This window comes from Streptomyces sp. NPDC049577, assembly GCF_040675635.1.
Taxonomy (GTDB): domain Bacteria; phylum Actinomycetota; class Actinomycetes; order Streptomycetales; family Streptomycetaceae; genus Streptomyces.
The window spans coordinates 1-17,146 of the sequence record NZ_JBFAPH010000125.1 but is presented as its reverse complement, the minus strand read 5'-3'; the positions used below and the strand labels follow the sequence as shown (position 1 = coordinate 17,146).

Genomic DNA, 17,146 nt, shown 5'->3' with positions numbered 1-17,146 from the left:
TGACGGCTTCGTACTTGACTGGGGGTCAAGGGGTCGTGGGTTCAAATCCCGCCGTCCCGACTTGTGATTTACGCAGGTCAGAGGCCGTTCTCGCAGAGATGCGAGGGCGGCCTTTCCGGTGTTGTGTCGGCTTGTGGTCGCAGGGCGGTCGCAGTGCCGGGATCGGTCGTGGGGGAGTGGTCGGCCGGTCGGCCTGGGTCCGGGGTGGCGGTTCCCGCGATCGCGTGCGACCACATCGACGTCAACGCGGCCTCTGACCTACGGGGATCCCTTGGCGGGCGACAAGGGGACTGGCCTTCGGCGCCGGATCCATGCCCACCGCCCTCGCCCTTCCCCGCGTCCTCACCAGAGTCAGCGACCGTGTGGTCATGCTGTTCGCCGCGTCCGCACTGCCCGCGGTGCTGGGTCGCTGCCGCCGCACTGACCGCCACGGCTCATCGGCGACGGCGGGTTCGCCCCCAACCGCCCCGCAAAGGCGACCTCGACGCCTACGCCGGCAAGCTGCCCTCGGCGCCTTACCCTGAGCCGAGGGTCTGCGGGCACGTGCGCCGGGAGTGCGGGAGGCGCTTGGTCACGCCCCGTGGGTGGGCCCGGTACCTGGGGGTGTGAGGTGTGCGCGCTTGGCCGTGCGGTCGTCGCCCGAGGAGCGGCCCCGTAGGCGGCGGGTGATCCAGGGCCCGAGGAAGTCGGCGGCCCAGCGCAGTTCGGCGGCGCCGGCGCGCCAGCCGGTCGGCTGCGGGATGGTGGGGGTGGGCAGGGGGTGGGTCCAGGAGTCGTCGCTGCCGGGCAGGGCGATGGCGTGGGCGACGGCGTCGGCGATGCGTTGGTGGCCGAGGGGGCTGGCGTGCAGGCGGTCGGTGCTCCACAGGCGGGGGTCGGTGACGACGGCGTGGTGATCGGTCTCGGCGACGGCGACGCCGTGCCGGTGTGCGGCCTGACGGATGCGGTGGTTGAGGGCGGTGACACGGTGGCGTACGGGCCGGGCCAGTGGGGTGATGCGGGCGACGTCGGGGAAGGTGAGGGTGGCGACGCGGGTTCCCTGGGCGGTGAGTGCGGCGAACATCGCCTCCAGGTGGCCGGCGACCTCGTCGGCGTCGAAGCGGGGCCGCAGCAGGTCGTTGACGCCGGCCACCACCGTCGCGAGGTCCGGTCGCAGGGCGAGCGCGGGGGCGAGTTGTTCGGCGTGGACCTGCCCGGCGAGGCGGCCTCGGACAGCCAGATTGGCGTACAGCAGACCGGAGTTGTGGCGGGCCATGTGTTCGGCGAGGCGGTCGGCCCAGCCGCGCAGCCCCGTCACGTCGTCGCCGTCGCCGACGCCTTCGGTCTGGCTGTCGCCGAGGGCCACGTACCGCGAGAAGGGAAACTGCGTGCCGGGCATGGCGGGGCCTCTGTTTCGGTGAGTGGGCGGGGGAAGGGCGGTTCCCGAGGCGTCACGTCCCTGATGGGGCGGGTTCCCCGTCACGTGTCGCTGCCGCGCGTCGTTCGAGGATGCGGAGCGCGGTCTCGCCCCACTGGATGTTCTCCTTCTCGAAGGCCATGCCGCGCAGCAGGGTCAGGTACGGCCCGACGCGTTCGGCCTGTGCGCAGTACTCGTCCTCCGTGCGCCCCTTGAGGAGGCGTTCCTTGAGCCGTTCGTAGCGGGCGAGCTTTGCCGAGGCCCACTCCATGCGTTCGGCGATCGCCGCTCGTACGGCCTCGATGTCGCCCACGTCCGCGCACTGCACCTTGACCAGCAGCTCGTCGCGGATCGTCGTCGGCTTGCCCGGCGGCTCGGCGACGTAGGAGCGCACGGCCTCCATTCCGGCTTCGGTCAGCGAGAAGAGCCGCTTGTTCGGCCGGCGCTCCTGTTCGACGACTCGGGCGGAGATGAGCCCCTCGCTCTCCATGCGTTCGAGCTCCCGGTAGAGCTGCTGAGGGGCGGCCATCCAGAAGTTCGCGACGGAGGCGTCGAAGCCCTTGGCCAGGTCGTAGCCGGACGCCTCTCCTCCAAGGAGGGCGGCCATCACCGCGTTGCGCAATGCCATGAGAGCAGGGTACGGCATTGTTGACTAGTCATGTATTTGATTATTCGGCGCATTGTCGTCGCCTCCTCTGCAAGGGGGTGGACAGGGATGCGGGGGCAGCCATAGCCTCCGACGCGCCTATTCAACTAATTGACTAGAGGTGATGTCGTGCACCCGTTCCGCCAGGCCGTCGAGAACCGTGACGAGGCCGCCATCGAAGCTCTCCTCGCCGAGAACGTCGTCTTCACCAGCCCTGTCGCCTTCAAGCCGTACCCGGGCAGAGCGATCACCGCGGCGATCCTGCGCGGGGTGATGCGGGTCTTCGAGGACTTCACCTACGTGCGGGAGATCGCGAACCCGGACGGCCGCGACCACGCCTTCATCTTCACCGCGACTGTCGACGGCAAGCAGATCCAGGGCTGCGACTTCCTCCACTTCGACGAGGAGGGGAAGATCGACGACTTCACCGTCATGGTCCGCCCGCTGTCCGCCGCCCAGGCGCTCGCCGAGGCCATGGGGGCACAGTTCGACCGGATCGCCCGCGAGGCCACGCAGGCCACGCAGGCCACGCAGGCCACGCAAGCCACGCAGGCTTCGGGGAGCGGAGAGACGGCCGAGGCATGAGCGACGTCGACGCCGTCGTCGGGGCCGGCAACGCCGGCCTCACCGCCGCCACCCTCCAGCGCGCCGGGCTGCGCACCCTGCTCGTCGAGCGGCACAACGTGCCGGGCGGCTGCGCCACCTCTTTCCGGCGCGGCCGGTACGAGTTCGAGTTCGCCCTGCATCAGTTGTCCGGGGTCGGCCTCCAGCCCCGCACGTCCCGGCCACTGGGACCTGACCGTCCGTCGGGTCCCCGGCGGACGGATCAGCAACCACCTGGTCGACACCGTGAAGGCCGGCGACACCCTCGTCACCACCGGCCCGATGGGCACCTTCCACCACAACCCGCTCTTCCACGGCGACGACGTCGTCTTCCTCGCCGAAGGCTCCGGCGTCGCCCCCGCAATGAGCATGATCCGCGACATCGCCGACCACGGACTCGACCGCCGCTTCCACCTCCTCTACGGCTCACGCTCCGCCGACGACATCCTCTTCCGCAAGGAACTCGACGCGCTCGCCGCGGACCACCCGAACATCCGCGTCGGCCACGTCGTCGCCGACCCCGGTCCGCGATGGCGGACCGGCCGGCTTCCTCACCGCCGGTCTGATCAAAGCCCTGGCCGGGCCGCTCGACGGACGGATGGTGCACGTGTGCGGGCCCCAGGCCCTCTACCCGTACGCGCTCACCCAGCTCGCGGAACTCGGCCACCCGCCCCGCCGGATCCGCTTCGAGGCCAACGGTGCCCCCGCCGACCCGGCGACGCAGCCGCACTGGCCGGCGGACACGGCCCCGGACGCCGAGGTCACCGTCACCGCCCGCGGCCGCATCTTCCGTACCCGCCGCGACCGGCCGCTCCTCGACGCCCTGGAGGACCAAGGAATCCGCCCCGAGGCCGCCTGCCGCTCCGGCGAGTGCAGCCTGTGCCGCGTACGGGTCGTCAAGGGGACCGTCCACGCCGCCCAGGAAGCCCGACTGCGGCTCTCCGACGAGAAGTTCGGCTACACCCACTCCTGCGTCGCCTACCCGATCACCGACGTCGAACTCGACGCCTGAACCCCCACTACGGTGCCCGGTCTCCGCCCGCCGGGCGCCTACCCCAGGCTGTGCGCGGCGTCATTGCGTGCCACAGCGCGTCAATCCGTAAGGCCGCCGCGTCGCCGGACGCGGCGGCCCCGGCCGGTCCGCCCAAGGAGCCGCACCGTGCCAAAGATCGACGCACCGACCATCGCCCAACTGCCCGGCCTCGCCGCGCACGCCTTCGGCCCGCGCGCAGCCCTCCGGTACAAGCGAGACGGAGCTTGGCATGCCGTCACCTACCGGCGGTCCGTACCGTCCTGTGCGACAGCTCGGCCAGGCCCGAGGCCGCCGCCGCGTGCCCCGGGGTCAGAACGGTGATCGCCTTCGAGGACGAGGCCCCGGCCGGGTGCCGCACCCTTGCCGAACTGCGCAGCGCGGCGCCCGGGGACACCGACCGGCGGCTCCTCGACGACATCGCCCACGGAATCGGGACCGGCGATCTGTCCGCCGCCCCCTCGCTCAAGATCCGCCGTAACCAGGTCGCCACCCGCTACGCCGACCTCGTCGACACGCTGTACGGCAGGTCCTGACCCGCGGCCGGCCTGCCGTCACGCGGACGGGACCGGTTCCGCGGCCGACGGCACCGCCCGTGGCCTGCGATGCAGGCCACGGCGGTCGTAGAACCAGGTCGCTCCGAACCCGAAGCCGAGCCCGCCGACGAGCGCCAGGCCGGTCATCACCCAGGCCCGGGTCAAGCCCGCCGCCCCCTGAGCGTCGAAGTAGAGGATCGACCGGACGCCACCGGTGATCTGCCGCAGCGGCTCGAACTGCGCCAGCCCGCGGTAGAAGCCGGGAAGCGCCTCGACGGGCGTGGTGGCGCCCGCCGAGGGGACCGCCATCGCGATGAACACCATCGTCACGAGCAGCATCCCCGGCGTGCCGAAAGCGGCCAGCAGCGCCAAGGCGCCGACACCGACCGCGGCGACCACACACACCGACAGCAGCCACAGCTGAGGCAGATGCGCCGCGTCCATCCCCAGGACACCCACGGCGGCGCCCATGATCAGACTGCCCATCACCAGCGACAGCCCGAGCATCAGCGTGGCGGCCACAGCGAAGGTGTGCACCCGCGAGGCCGCCACCAGAGGCCGCTGGCGGCGCCACGGCCCCAGGTCGCTGTGCCCGTACCCGAGCGCGGCGTCCACCTGGCTGTGCAGCACGTTCGCCCCGAGCATGCCCGAGACGACCAGGATCAACGCGTAGTAGAAGGCCGTCAGCCCCATGCCACTGTGGCTGCCGAGCGGGTGCCCGTCCTCCACCTGGACACTCACCGGATCAGCCAGCAGCAGCCTCTGTGCCGCACTGGCGGAAGGCTGCCCGGCGCCGGTGCGCGTCAGCTGCTGCCCCAGCGCCGAGGACGCGGCGTGTGCCGCCTTCTGCGATGCCTGACTGGCCATGGAGGACCCCAGACTGCCCGCCGACTGATTCGTCAGAACCGTCAGCACCGGCCGAGCCGGACTCCGGCCGCCCGGAGCCGTCAGGCCGGTGATCGAGGCCGTGAAGTTCTTCGGAACCACCAGGGCGCCGTACAGCTTGCCCTGCGCCAGCAGCTCATCGGCTTGGACGCGGTCGACACGCTGCCAGGCGATCTTGCCGTCCGTCGGGGTCGCGGCGATCTTGTCGGTCACCTCGTCGCCCATCCGGACGGACCCTCCGCCGGCAGTTCCACCCTGGTCCGCGTTCACCAAGCCGACCGGGAGGTTCCGCAGGTGCCCCGGTGGGTCGACGTTCGCCCCCAGGTACAGCAGTGCGAACGCCAGCGACACCAAACCCAGGATGACCCCTGATCCGACCCACAGACCACGCTCGCGCAGCACCCGCCGTACCTGGGGCCAAGGGACATGAGACATCTCGGACAAGGAAACCTCCGGAGTGGTGCGCCTGGCACACCCATCTGCCAGTAATCAACAATATGAGTATACGTGTAGTTGACTATAACGCACGGTTGCGCAGCGGACAGGTAGATCTACCGTCCGTGACCACCGGGGGTGGCAAGCCGTTCCATGCGGTACTTGCCGCCATCACACCTCGTGGGCGGAGCGCAGGAGGTGGTCGCGCACCAACGTGACATGCGGATTCATCGACGAGCCGGGGCGCTGGACCAGGAAACCGGTGTTGATCGGCGGGTCGTCCGGCTCGTTCAGGAGCACAAGAGCACCTGAGAGCAGATCGTCAGCGCACAGGTAGCGCGGCAGCACGCTGAACCCGGCGCCGCCGACGACGGCCTCTTTGACCGCCCTCAGGTCGGGCACGGTGACGGTCGGATTGCAGGTCAAACGCCTGTCGAAGACGTGACGCCAGTAGCGGCGGACGATCGGTACGTCCTCGGCATACGAGACGAGTGGCACCCCGTGCAGCACAGCGGGTCCCTCGGTTGCCAGGCGCGAGCCGATCCGTTCGGCCCATGCGGGTGCGGCGACCAGGACGAACTCCTCGTCGGCCAGCGGCACGGAGGCGAGCGCGCGGCCGCGTGGGCGCAAGGTGGCCACCACCAGGTCGTGGCGACCGGCGCGCAGCGCGTCCAGCAGGTCGTCGGTGAGGCCGAACGCGATGCGCAGGCGCACGCCCTTGCCGACGAGCGGGGCGAGCGTCGGCATCACGCAGTGCGTGAGGTACTCGGCAGGCCCGGCCAGATGAACGGGCTCCGCGTCACCCTCGCCGAAAAGTGCGCCGGCGCCGCTGACGGGTCCGAGAGCGTCCAGCGGCTCCATGACGCGCGCGGCCAGCTCGTCCGCGAACGGGGTCGGCGCGACACCGCGTGACAGCCGCTCGAACAGCTCCCGTCCCAGCCGGCTCTCCAGAGAGCGGATCTGTGTCGTCACCGTCGGCTGGGACAGGCCCAGCATGCGGGCGCCCGCGGTGAAGGCGCCGGCCCGGTACACCGCGAGGAACGTGCGCAGCAGATTCAGATCGAGAAGGCCGCTGCCGTGGGCCGGCGGCATTCCCGGCTGCCCATTGGATTTCCTATCTCTCATATGGAGGAGCCTATTGGCCTCCGATGGATGAGGGTTTTACCTTCGACGACATCGCCGCACTGACGCACTGAGTGCGAAGTGTCAGAGCTCCGAAAACGTCAGAGAGGCGGCGACATACCGTTCCCGATCCTGTACGGCCTGTACGGATCCGCACCCTCGGAGAACCCCTCATGTCGAAGATCCTCTTCGTCGTCACCGGCGCCGACCACTGGACGCTGGCCGACGGCACGAAGCACCCCACCGGTTTCTGGGCCGAGGAGGCGGTCGCCCCGTACGAGGCTTTCAAGGCGGCCGGCCACGAGATCGTCGTCGCCACCCCCGGCGGCGTCGTGCCCACCGTCGACAAGGGCAGCCTGGCGCCCGCCGTGAACGGCGGCGAGGAAGGCGCCGCCAAGGTCGCGGCCACCCTCGCATCGTTCACCGAGCTGCAGTCCCCGATCCGCCTGGAGGACGTGAACCTCGACGACTATGCCGCCGTCTTCTACCCCGGTGGTCACGGCCCCATGGAGGACCTCGCCGTCGACGCCACCTCCGGCGAGGTGCTGACCCTGGCGCTGGAGTCCGGCAAGCCGCTCGGTGTCGTCTGCCACGGCCCGGCCGCGCTGCTCGCCGCCACGAAGGCCGACGGCACGAACTCCTTCCAGGGCTACGACGTGGCCGCGTTCACCAACGAGGAGGAGGCCCAGGGCGGCTTCGCCGACAAGGCGAAGTGGCTGCTCCAGGACCGCCTCACCGAGGCCGGCGTGAACGTCCGGGCAGGCGAGCCGTGGGCGCCGAACGTGGTCGTCGACCGCAACCTGGTCACCGGCCAGAACCCGGCCTCCTCCGCCCCGCTCGCCGCCGAGCTGCTCAAGAAGCTGGCCTGAGCGACATGGGCACCGGCCGGCTCGACGAGGTCCTCGACGCGACGTACGACTGCCTGACCAGGTACGGCGTGCAGCGCACCACGATGGACGACATCGCCGCCACCATGGGCGTGTCCCGGTCCGCGGTCTACCAGTACGTCCGCAGCAAGGACGACGCCTTCCGGCGGCTCGCCGGGCGCCTGCACGAGCAGGCGCTCGTGCGGGCCCACCGGGCAGCGGCCGACACCACCCTCCCGTACGCCGCCCGCATCCAGGGCGTCCTCGCGGCCAAGCTCGAACTCGTCCTCGAGCTGCACGGGGACTCACCGCACACGGCCGAACTCCTCGACGACAAGGCACGCCTCTTCGGCGGGATCTGCTCCGCCTTCACCGCCGACCTGCGCCGCCTGCTCACCGGTCTCTTCGCCGAAGCGGGCACTGTCGAAGAGGTCGAACCCGCCGAGGCCGCAGACATCTGCATCGCTCTCGTCATCGGCCTGGAAGGCGCGACAGCCGCGCAGCACTTGCTGCCACTGGCATCCGATGCCCTTGCGGCCGGCCTCCTCGGCATACCTGTCTCCACCGCGTACCTGTCTCCACCGTGACCGCGGGCAGCTGACTTCCCCGTCCGCCTCTCACACCGCACCCCTCCTTAGGATCGTCATGCCCTTTTCCAGCCGTGAATGGCACCTCGTCGCCCGCCCCCTCGGCGAGCCCAGGACCTCCGATGTCGCGCTCGAGACGGCCACCGTGCCCGACCCGGGCCCCGGCCAGGTCGTCGTCCGCAACGACTACCTCTCCGTCGACCCCTACATGCGCGGGCGCATGAACGAAGGCGAGTCGTACATCCCGCAGTTCGAGCTGGGTGAGGCCATGACCGGCTCCGCCGTCGGCACCGTCGTCGCCTCGCACGCCCCCGAGGTTCCGGTGGGCGCGACCGTCACCCACTTCCTCGGCTGGCGCGAGTACTCCCTGCTGGGCGCCTCCGATGTTCAGATCGTCGACATCGGCCTCGCGCCCGCCCAGGCATACTTGGGCGTCCTCGGCACCACCGGCCTGACCGCCTGGGCCAGCCTCAAGGAGGTTGCCCCGGTCAAGGAAGGCGACGTCGTCTTCATTTCCGGTGCCGCGGGCGCGGTGGGCTCCGTCGCCGGCCAGTTCGCCCGCAAGCTCGGTGCCTCGCGCGTCATCGGATCGGCCGGTGGCCCGGCCAAGACCAAGCGGCTGACCGAGGACTTCGGCTTCGACGTCGGCCTGGACTACCGCGCGGGCGACATCGCCGGGCAGCTCGCCGCTGCCGCCCCCGACGGCATCGACGTCTATCTCGACAACGTCGGCGGCGACCACCTCGACGCCGCCCTCCGGACCATGAACCTGCGCGGCCGCGTCGCCTTGGTGGGCGCCATCTCGATGTACAACGCCACCGAGCTGCCCGCGGGCCCGCCGCACCTGCCGCTCGCCATCGGCAAGCGCATCAACCTGCGCGGCATGAACGTCAGCGACCACTTCCACCTCGTGCCGGACTTCGCCCAGAAGGTGGGCGGCTGGCTCGCGGACGGCTCCCTCGTCGCCGATGAGACGGTTGTCGACGGCATGGAGAACGCCTTCGAAGCCTTCCAGGCCATGATGCGCGGTGCCAACACCGGCAAGATGCTCGTCCGCCTCCCGCAGGGCTGACCCCGCCAGGCCCCTGAACGCCGGCCGGTGGGCACACCCCCCAGCCCACCGGCCGGCTCCCCACCCTCCTGCGGACTCCCCATCAAGAGCCGCATGTCCGCGCCGGGCGATCTCCTGACGGGTGCCGGTGAGGAGGCCGCGCGACCGCGTGAGCTGTTCGTGACACCATGCGAGCGGCCTGGTGCGCCTGGTGCGCCTGGTGCGGAACGCGGAACCACTCGGCCGTCGCCGGGACAGACGACGACCTGGAGCACCTGGAGGAGTCGACCGCGCCGCCTCAAACCGTCCAGCACAGTCCCCAAGGATCCACCATATTCAGCCGTGTCGTGTCCGTGCGCATCAAGCCGGACGTACGCGAGGACTGCCTCGCCGCCATCACCGCCAACGGGGAAGCCCCGGTCCGGGACGAGCTCGGCTGCATCCGCTTTGAGCTGTGCGACGACCGCGAGGACGAAAGCCTCTTCCTCCAGGAGGTGTACGCCGACGCGGAGGCCGCAGAGGCGCACCGCTCCACCCCGCACTTTCTCGCCTGGCGCCAGGCCGCCGACCCGTACGTCGAGCCCGGCAGTCAGGTCAACCACAGCGCCGACCTGCTGGTCAGCGCCTGCTGAGCCACAACAGGAGTACCATCGCAATGTCTGACACCGAAGCCCTCGTCGCGTCGCTGCGGGCCACGTTCCGCTCCGGCAGGACCAAGCCTCTCGCCTGGCGCCGCGCTCAACTGACTGCGCTGCGCGCCTTGTTCACCGAGAACCGGGGCGCCATCGCCGACGCCCTCCACGCCGATCTGCACAAGCCGCGGCACGAGGCGTACGCCGCCGAGGTCGACTTCCCGATCCGCGAAATCGAGCACACCCTCGCCCACCTGGAGAAGTGGCTCGCCCCCGAACCGCTCGGCGCCCAGTCCCTGACCGGGCTGCCGGAGGGCACGACCGCCGCAACCCACTACGAACCGCTGGGCACCGTTCTCGTCATCGCGCCCTGGAACTACCCGGTCCAGCTGTCGCTCGTCCCCGTCGCCGGGGCGCTCGCCTCCGGCAACACCGTCGTCCTCAAGCCGAGCGAACTCGCCCCCGCCACCTCGGCACTGATGGCCCGCCTCGTACCGGAGTACCTCGACCGGGACGCGGTCGCCGTCGTCGAGGGCGCCGTGCCCGAGACCACCGAGCTCCTCGCCCAGCGCTTCGACCACATCTTCTACACGGGCAACGGAACCGTCGGCCGCATCGTGATGCGCGCGGCCGCCGAGCACCTCACGCCCGTCACCCTCGAACTGGGCGGCAAATCCCCGGTGTTCGTCGACAGCGACACCGACATCGACACCGTCGCGGCACGCCTCGCCGAGGCCAAGTTCCGCAACGCGGGCCAGACGTGCGTCGCTCCCGACTACGTCCTGACCGACCCGGCCACCGCCCAGCGCCTGGCAACCGCACTCGCCGAGGCCACGGAGCGCCTCTTCGGTAGCGACCCACAGACCTCGGACGCCTACGGGCGCATCGTCAATCAGCGCCACTTCGACCGGGTCGCCGCCCTGCTCGACTCCGGCACCGTCGCCTTCGGCGGCACGACCGACCGCAACGACGTCTACATCGCACCCACCGTCCTGACCGGCGTGCAGGCCGAGGACCCGGTCATGCAGGAAGAGATCTTCGGTCCCGTCCTGCCGATCCTCGAAGTCGCCGACCTGGACGAAGCCATCGCCTTCATCAACGACCGCGACAAGCCGCTGGCCCTGTACGGCTTCACCGAGAACGAGACCACGCGCGCCCGCCTCGCCGCCGAAACATCGTCCGGAGGCCTCGGATTCGGCCTGCCCATGGCCCACCTCCGCGTCCCCGACCTGCCCTTCGGCGGCGTCGGCGAGTCCGGCCTCGGCAGCTACCACGGCCCCTACTCCATCGCCACATTCAGCCACCGCCGCGCCCGACTCGACGTACCACTGAACTGACCCCACCACCGTCCACCCGGACCGGCCCCGCCCGTACCCCTCCACAGCGGGGCGCCGGCCTTCGCCCCAACGGCTTCCTGCCCACCTCCCGCGAATCAGCGCTTCCGGGCAGTGATCCACCACTGTGTGCCGAACCCGTGATCAGCGAAGTCCTGCCCAACGGCATCCTGGGAGGCTGACTCAAACTGGTCCCCGCCCGGCAGTTTGGCGGGGACCAGCCACGTCGGACTTCTGGGCCCACTAGTCGGCCTACCGGGCGGCCCTCATGGCAGGCCCCAAGCGTCGACAGGGGGAGAAGGAGAACAAGAGGTTGGTCGGCTGCCCCGGGGGAGTGCCTCCCGGGACCGTGCCGACGCGCCTCGCAGGTGGGTGCCGAGGGACCTGCCGGCGGCGAGCAGGGCCCGGAGGCCGGGGTGGGGGTAGCACTGGGTGGTCCGCAGTGATCCGTGTCCGGCGATGACGCGCAGGACTTGCGGAGGGACTCCCGTGTCGGCCATCCAGGTCGGGCCGGTGTGGATCCGCCGGGCTATCTTGCCCCTTGTGCCCTTGTCGATCCCTGACACCGGAGATCTCGCCGATCCGGGCGGCGGTATACGCGGCGAAGAGCACCACGTTGCCCAGTCCGGAATGGCCCATGGGACCGCTGCACCAGGGTGTCGGCCGGCGAGACGAGGGTGGGTGGGGTTCAGACGGTGGGGATGGTGCCGCCGTCGATGACGTGCTCGGCGCCGACGATGGCGGAGGCGCGGTCGGATGCGAGGAAGGCGACGAGTTCGGCGACTTCTTCAGGGCGGTTGGGGCGGCCCAGAGGGATGCCGCCGAGGGAGTCCATGAGCTGTGTCAGGGCTGCTTCGTGGGTGGTGCCGGCGTTCTTGGCGATGCGGGCGACGAGGTGCTCGGCGGCGGTGGTCTGGACGAAGCCGGGGGCGACGGTGTTGACGCGGACGCCGTGTGGGGCGACCTCGTTGGCCAGGCCCTTGCTGTAGGTGGTCAGCGCGGCCTTCGCGGCGGCGTAGGCGAGGGTGCCGTTCCACAGCGGCATGCGGCGCTGGATCGAGGAGACGTGGACGATGACGCCACGGCCGGCTTCGATCATGCCGGGCAGCAGGCCGCGGTCCAGGCGGACGGCGGCGAGGAGGTTGATGTTCAGCTCCTTGGCCCAGGCCTCCTCCGTGAGGGCCGCGTATCCGCCCGAGGGTGCTTCCGAGCCGCCCAGATTGTCGACCAGGATGTCGACGCCGCCCAGGCGGCGGAGGGCTTCCTCGACCACAGCCGCGGCCCCCTCAGGGGTGGCCAGGTCTGCGGTGATCATGTCCGAGGCGGCGATACCGTCAGGTCGGCGGCGCGCGGTCACCAGCACGGTGGCACCAGCCTGGGCCAGACGTCGCGCAACTGCCGCACCGACCCCTTTCGTGCCACCGGTGACCAGGGCGCGCCGGCCCTTCAGGGATTCACTGATTTCGCTGACGGGAGTGGTCATGACGAGTTCCGTTACCGGGTGCGGATGGGCGGGACCGCCGCGCCCATCGTTACTGCTGAAGCGGAAGCTGGCAGCTTCGACTTTAGCGGTGACCCTCCGGGTTCAGCGGTGACCCTCCGGGGGTGGACAACCTTGGCAAGCCGCATCAGGGCGGAAGACCTCGAATGCCCGCTGTCCACGACGGTTCAGCACGTCGGCGAGTGGTGGACGCCGCTGATCCTCCACGAGCCCTCGACGGCTACACCCGCTTCGACCTGCCGCGAGCGATGATTGACAGCTCCCACATCCGGGCGCTCGGGGGTGGCCCCCAGACCGGATGGAGCGCCGTCCACAGTTGATGCCGCCGGCGGCGATCAAGCCCATCCGGGGTAAGCGTGGCCGTTCTCGCAGCCGCCCGAGGGAGACCTACGCCGATCCGGCACCCGGGCAGCTGCCGCAGCCCGGCCGGTCGGGGGCACTTCACTTCTTGAGGAACTCCAGAAGGTCTTCATTGAAGCGCTCTTTGTCTCCTGGCACCAGGGCGATGCCGTGCGAGCCGCGTTCATAGACCTTCAGTTCGGCGTCCGCGATGAGCTGGGCGGACTTGCGCCCGGTGGCGTCGATCGGCACTACCTGGTCGTCGTCGCCGTGCACGATGAGCGTCGGGACATCGAACTTCTTGAGATCCTCGTGGAAGTCCGTCGTGCCGAAGGCGTCGACGCAGTCGACACCGCCCTCGATGGTCTGCGCCATGGCCATGTACCAGAAGGCGTCCTTGTTGCCCTGGGTGACCTTGTTGCCGTCACGGTTGGCGGAGAAGAAGCCGACCGCGGTGTCCTTCCAGAACTGCGACCGTTCTTTGATGATGCCCGCCTTGATGTCGTCGAAGACGGACTGCGGAACACCTTCCGGGTTGTCCGGACCCTGCAGCATCACTGGCGGAATCGCGGACAGCAGGACAGCGGAGCGGATCCGCCCGGTGCCATGGCGGCCGATGTAACGGGCGAGTTCGCCCCCGCCCATCGAGTGCGCCACGAGCGTCACGTCCCGCAGGTCAAGGCTTGTGAGGAGGTCGTTCAGGTCATCGGCGAAGGTGTCGAAGTCGTAGCCGTCGTACACCGGAGTCGAACGGCCATGACCGCGCCGGTCGTGCGCGATCCCGCGGTAACCCGCGTCAGCGACCGCCTTCAGCTGGTCCTGCCACGCGTCACCGTTGAGCGGCCAGCCGTGGATGAACACAACCGGCCGGCCACGCCCCCAGTCCTTGTAGAAGAGTTCGACACCGTCTCGCGTCGTGCAGATCGGCATTGTGCGTCCTTTCGCTGCAGCGAACGAGATCCCCACCCCGAGCATCACCCCGCACGCCATCGGACGCCAACCGAATCCCCACTCAGCGTAATGTCACGCCGGGGTGGCATCACTCAACGTGCCCGACGTCTCGGACCGGATTCCGAACAGAGGCGGCTCGAGCGCGTCGGCCCTCAGCAGTTATCCGGTGCAGCCGGGCGGGCAGGCACCCGTGTTCACGCCGTACAGTCTTGCCGTCGACCGTCACTGAAGTGCCGGTCTTCCGCCTGGTTCACGGGGTGTCGAGACCTCCATCGTCTTGGAAGAGCACGTCATTCGCCTGCGGCGTCCTCGGCTTCCCAGCGCAGCAGGTCGCCCGGCTGGCAGTCGAGTACCTCGCAGAGTGCGGCGAGCGTCGCGAAGCGCACCGCCTTGGCGCGGCCGTTCTTGAGTACCGCCAGGTTGGCGGGAGTGATCCCTATGCGGTCCGCGAGTTCGCCCACGGACATCTTCCGCCTGGCCAGCATCACGTCGATGTCGACGGCGATCGGCATCAGATCACCTCGTCCAGCTCGGCCTGCATCCGCGCCGCTTCGACGTCGCGGGCGACGGCCTGGGCGAGCAGCATCCGCAGCACGAGCACGATGAGTGCGACCCCCAGGATGGCCACCCCGATCCCGCCCATGATGAGGGTGACGCCCGGGTCGTCCCGCTGGCCCGGCGCATTGACGACCGTGACCGCGAACCACGCGAGGGCAGCCGCGACGATCGCGCCGATCACGCCGTCCACGTACCGGAAGGCGGCGTGGGAGAACACGGTTCCGCGTCGCACCATCGTCACCAGCCGCCATACACAGACCAGGGCGATCTGGGCCGTCCCGATGCCCAGGATCGTGACCACGCGCAGCGCGGTCAGCGGGAGCGACCCGTCCTCCGGGTCGCTCCCGCTGACCAACGCCCACGCCATCAACGCCTGCACGAACACGGTGCCGGTGAGCACCACCGCGAGCACGGCGCGCAGCGCACGCACGGTCAGCTTTCCCATGACTCATCCTTCCATCGAATTGCGATGGGAATCTATCGAGAATCGATAGGTTGAGCAAGGTCTGGGACGGAGGGCGGGCGGCGGTTTCGCACGGCGGCGGGACGTCGCCGCCTGCCAGAAGCCGCAGCTGGCCGTGATCACGCGGCTTCCGGACACGCGTCCGGCGGCGTGCGCGGCACCGATACGGTCTGTGCCCAGCTTCCGGCGGCAGCGGCATCCCCAGGTCTTCATCGGCGACACCCATGTCGCCGAGCACCCCGGCCTGAAGCCGGCCAGTCAGTTGGTCGGCGACGGTCTGGTTCGGGTCGGCGTTGAACCCGCCGGTCTGCCCGCCGCGGAGTCTTCGTCGTGCGGCGTCGCGGGGGAGGGGGGATGCAAATCAGCGGGAAACCGAAGGCCAGGGGCTTCTTTGGGTGGATCGTCCGGCGAGTCGCAGATGTCGTAAGACTTTCGTCATGAGCCGACCTGTGGCCCGGGCGGTTCCGTATGCCGTTCAATGCGTTCCGAGTACGGACGAAGGAGCGGACGGTGGGACGTCGGAGCAGGCGGAAAGGGCCGTTGATGGCCGCGGTGCTGGCGGTGGCGGCGGTGCTGGTGGCGGTGGGGCTGTACTGGTTCCAGCCGTGGAAGCTGTGGCAGGACCAGACGGTCAGTGAGGCACTGCCCGGCGCGGGACCGTCCGCATCGGTGCCGGGTCCGGGGGCGGTCGCACCCCCGGCCGCCGGCCGCCTGCAGATCGTGTCCAGCGGACGTCTGATCAGTCATGAGCACACCACCACCGGCACGGTGAAGGTCGTCCGGCTGGCCGACGGCTCGCACGTCCTGCGGCTGGAGGGGCTGGACACCAGCAACGGGCCGGACCTGCGCGTCTGGCTGACCGACGCCCCGGTGAAGGAGGGGGTGGCAGGCTGGCGCGTCTTCGACGACGGCAAGCACGTCAGTCTCGGCAGGCTCAAAGGCAACAAGGGCGATCAGAACTATCCGATCCCGGCGGACGTGAGGTTCTCCGAGTACACCAGCGTCACGATCTGGTGCGCCCGCTTCGACGTATCCTTCGGCGCCGCCGCCCTCACCGCGGTCTGAGACCCGGCCGCCGGCGCCCCTCCCGCCGGACGCCGGACGCCGGACGGCGGACGGACGGCGGTGGCCCGGGTGTTCGTCAGGCGTCCGTGGCCCCGGCCAGCGGCAGGGTCACCTCGAAGCGGCAGCCCCCGGGCACGTTGTGGACCCGTGCCTGTCCCGCGTGGGCTTCGACGATGCCGCGCACGATCGCCAGTCCGAGCCCGGCGCCGGCCGGTGGCGTGCGGGCCGGGTTCCCGCGCCAGCCGGTGTCGAAGACCTTCGGGAGGTCTTCCGCGGGGATTCCGCCGCAACCGTCGGTGACGGACAGCACCGCGGTGTCCGCCCGCCGGCCCACGGCCACGGCGACCGTGCCGTCGGCGGGGGTGTGGCGGATGGCGTTGACGAGGAGGTTGGACAGGACCCGGGTCATCTCCTTGCCGTCCACGTCGACGGGGGCGTGGGCGATGTCCTCGCCCCGCAGGAGCACACCGCGCTGCCGGGCCAGCGGGTCGGCGCCCAGCAGGGCATCGGCCGCCAGGTCCCGCAAGGAGACCCGGCTGGGGACCAGGTCAAGCGCGCCGGCATGGATGCGGGAGAGCTCGAAAAGGTCGCCGACCATCGTGTCGAGGCGCTCGACCTCGGTCCGGATCTGCCGGTGGTAGCGGGCGGGGTCCGCGGCCACACCGTCCTCCAGGGCCTCGGCCATGGCCCGCAGGCCGGCGAGTGGGGTGCGCAGGTCGTGGGAGATCCAGGCCACCAGTTCACGACGCGAGGTCTCCAGAGCCCGTTCGCGTTCCCGGGATGCGGCGAGTCTGGCGCTGGTGGCGGCCAGTTCCCGGCCGAGCTCGGCCAGTTCCGCGGTGGCCCTGCCGGGCGGGGCGGCGAAGCTGCCGTCCTCACCGAAGTCACGCGCGGCCCGGGCGAGGTCGCGGCTGCGGGCGACGACCCAGCGGCCCAGCAGCAGGGCTGTGGCCAGGGAGACGGCGCCGGCCATGGCCACGACGAGGGTGACGACGGTCAGGTCGTGAGGCGACAGGAACATCGCCCACGCCACGGCCAGGGTGCCGGAGAGCATGGCGGTGACCGTGACCGCGGCGACGACGCCCAGGGACACGACGACCGACCGGTACCGCAGCAGGCGGAGCGCGAGGGCTCCGAGTGCCCCCG

General features: G+C 70.3%; 18 protein-coding genes and 3 pseudogenes. 12 read left to right on the top strand and 9 right to left on the bottom strand.

What is annotated here, in order from left to right; all coding sequences use genetic code 11:
- Positions 1-571 precede the first annotated feature (571 nt).
- Both AB0K09_RS16300 and AB0K09_RS16295 read right to left on the bottom strand, forming a co-directional pair.
- Entirely contained in the window at positions 572-1,378 is an 807-nt protein-coding gene (locus tag AB0K09_RS16300) for an SGNH/GDSL hydrolase family protein (protein WP_366066028.1), read from the bottom strand.
- A 52-nt stretch (positions 1,379-1,430) separates the two neighbouring features.
- Positions 1,431-2,024, bottom strand: a complete 594-nt coding sequence (locus AB0K09_RS16295; protein ID WP_366066027.1) for a PadR family transcriptional regulator — start codon at positions 2,022-2,024, stop codon at positions 1,431-1,433.
- Positions 2,025-2,171: 147 nt separating this feature from the next.
- Between AB0K09_RS16295 and AB0K09_RS16290 the strand changes: the two genes are divergently transcribed.
- The 5 genes and pseudogenes from AB0K09_RS16290 to AB0K09_RS16270 all read left to right on the top strand — a co-directional run bounded on the left by AB0K09_RS16290 (position 2,172) and on the right by AB0K09_RS16270 (position 4,211).
- On the top strand, positions 2,172-2,627 hold the full coding sequence (locus AB0K09_RS16290; RefSeq protein WP_366066026.1) for a nuclear transport factor 2 family protein: 456 nt from the start codon (positions 2,172-2,174) through the stop codon (positions 2,625-2,627).
- Positions 2,624-2,758 (top strand): annotated as a pseudogene (locus AB0K09_RS16285) (NAD(P)-binding protein); the annotation flags it as partial. The gene AB0K09_RS16290 and the pseudogene AB0K09_RS16285, both read left to right, overlap by 4 nt.
- Positions 2,759-2,786: 28 nt before the next feature.
- Positions 2,787-3,140, top strand: a pseudogene (locus tag AB0K09_RS16280) (FAD-binding oxidoreductase); the annotation flags it as partial.
- 112 nt (positions 3,141-3,252) lie between these two features.
- Positions 3,253-3,657, top strand: a complete 405-nt coding sequence (locus tag AB0K09_RS16275; protein ID WP_366066025.1) for an iron-sulfur cluster-binding domain-containing protein — start codon at positions 3,253-3,255, stop codon at positions 3,655-3,657.
- Positions 3,658-3,995: 338 nt separating this feature from the next.
- Positions 3,996-4,211 carry a hypothetical protein gene (locus AB0K09_RS16270; RefSeq protein ID WP_366066024.1) on the top strand — a complete coding sequence of 72 codons (216 nt, stop codon included), beginning with the start codon at positions 3,996-3,998 and terminating at the stop codon, positions 4,209-4,211.
- Positions 4,212-4,229: 18 nt separating this feature from the next.
- On the opposite strand, the gene AB0K09_RS16265 is transcribed toward AB0K09_RS16270, so the two are convergent.
- Together AB0K09_RS16265 and AB0K09_RS16260 are read right to left on the bottom strand one after the other, a co-directional pair.
- Positions 4,230-5,498 carry a DUF3533 domain-containing protein gene (locus AB0K09_RS16265; protein ID WP_366066023.1) on the bottom strand — a complete coding sequence of 423 codons (1,269 nt, stop codon included), beginning with the start codon at positions 5,496-5,498 and terminating at the stop codon, positions 4,230-4,232.
- Positions 5,499-5,702: 204 nt separating this feature from the next.
- Positions 5,703-6,656, bottom strand: a complete 954-nt coding sequence (locus tag AB0K09_RS16260; protein WP_366066022.1) for a LysR family transcriptional regulator — start codon at positions 6,654-6,656, stop codon at positions 5,703-5,705.
- Between the two features lie 170 nt (positions 6,657-6,826).
- Here AB0K09_RS16260 and AB0K09_RS16255 point away from each other — a divergent pair, with 170 nt between their 5' ends.
- From AB0K09_RS16255 to AB0K09_RS16235, 5 genes are all read left to right on the top strand, one after another.
- Positions 6,827-7,522, top strand: coding sequence for a type 1 glutamine amidotransferase domain-containing protein (locus tag AB0K09_RS16255; protein WP_366066021.1), 696 nt, complete (start codon positions 6,827-6,829; stop codon positions 7,520-7,522).
- 5 nt (positions 7,523-7,527) lie between these two features.
- The gene (locus AB0K09_RS16250) at positions 7,528-8,106 is read left to right on the top strand and encodes a TetR/AcrR family transcriptional regulator (RefSeq protein ID WP_366066019.1); all 579 of its coding nucleotides are present in this window, start codon (positions 7,528-7,530) and stop codon (positions 8,104-8,106) included.
- Between the two features lie 58 nt (positions 8,107-8,164).
- Positions 8,165-9,178, top strand: a complete 1,014-nt coding sequence (locus tag AB0K09_RS16245; protein ID WP_366066018.1) for an NADP-dependent oxidoreductase — start codon at positions 8,165-8,167, stop codon at positions 9,176-9,178.
- Between the two features lie 326 nt (positions 9,179-9,504).
- On the top strand, positions 9,505-9,789 hold the full coding sequence (locus AB0K09_RS16240; RefSeq protein ID WP_366066017.1) for a putative quinol monooxygenase: 285 nt from the start codon (positions 9,505-9,507) through the stop codon (positions 9,787-9,789).
- A gap of 23 nt (positions 9,790-9,812) precedes the next feature.
- Positions 9,813-11,126 carry an aldehyde dehydrogenase family protein gene (locus AB0K09_RS16235; protein ID WP_366066016.1) on the top strand — a complete coding sequence of 438 codons (1,314 nt, stop codon included), beginning with the start codon at positions 9,813-9,815 and terminating at the stop codon, positions 11,124-11,126.
- A 685-nt stretch (positions 11,127-11,811) separates the two neighbouring features.
- Here the strand turns inward: AB0K09_RS16235 and AB0K09_RS16230 are convergent.
- Positions 11,812-12,606 carry an SDR family oxidoreductase gene (locus AB0K09_RS16230; RefSeq protein ID WP_366066014.1) on the bottom strand — a complete coding sequence of 265 codons (795 nt, stop codon included), beginning with the start codon at positions 12,604-12,606 and terminating at the stop codon, positions 11,812-11,814.
- 132 nt (positions 12,607-12,738) lie between these two features.
- Between AB0K09_RS16230 and AB0K09_RS16225 the strand changes: the two are divergent.
- Positions 12,739-12,860, top strand: a pseudogene (locus tag AB0K09_RS16225) (transcriptional regulator); the annotation flags it as partial.
- Positions 12,861-13,065: 205 nt separating this feature from the next.
- Here AB0K09_RS16225 and AB0K09_RS16220 read toward each other — a convergent pair.
- The 3 genes from AB0K09_RS16220 to AB0K09_RS16210 form a co-directional block, all read right to left on the bottom strand.
- Complete coding sequence (locus AB0K09_RS16220; RefSeq protein WP_366066013.1) at positions 13,066-13,893, bottom strand: alpha/beta hydrolase; 828 nt, start codon at positions 13,891-13,893, stop codon at positions 13,066-13,068.
- A gap of 311 nt (positions 13,894-14,204) precedes the next feature.
- Positions 14,205-14,426 carry a helix-turn-helix transcriptional regulator gene (locus tag AB0K09_RS16215; RefSeq protein WP_366066012.1) on the bottom strand — a complete coding sequence of 74 codons (222 nt, stop codon included), beginning with the start codon at positions 14,424-14,426 and terminating at the stop codon, positions 14,205-14,207.
- Positions 14,426-14,917 (bottom strand): DUF2975 domain-containing protein, encoded by a 492-nt coding sequence (locus tag AB0K09_RS16210; RefSeq protein ID WP_366066011.1) that lies wholly within the window; start codon positions 14,915-14,917, stop codon positions 14,426-14,428. The genes AB0K09_RS16215 and AB0K09_RS16210 overlap by 1 nt, the downstream gene beginning before the upstream one ends.
- A 561-nt stretch (positions 14,918-15,478) precedes the next feature.
- Here AB0K09_RS16210 and AB0K09_RS16205 point away from each other — a divergent pair.
- On the top strand, positions 15,479-16,000 hold the full coding sequence (locus AB0K09_RS16205) for a DM13 domain-containing protein (RefSeq protein WP_366066010.1): 522 nt from the start codon (positions 15,479-15,481) through the stop codon (positions 15,998-16,000).
- 76 nt (positions 16,001-16,076) lie between these two features.
- Here AB0K09_RS16205 and AB0K09_RS16200 read toward each other — a convergent pair.
- A partial coding sequence (locus tag AB0K09_RS16200) for a HAMP domain-containing sensor histidine kinase (protein ID WP_366066009.1) occupies positions 16,077-17,146 on the bottom strand: 1,070 nt, incomplete at its 5' end.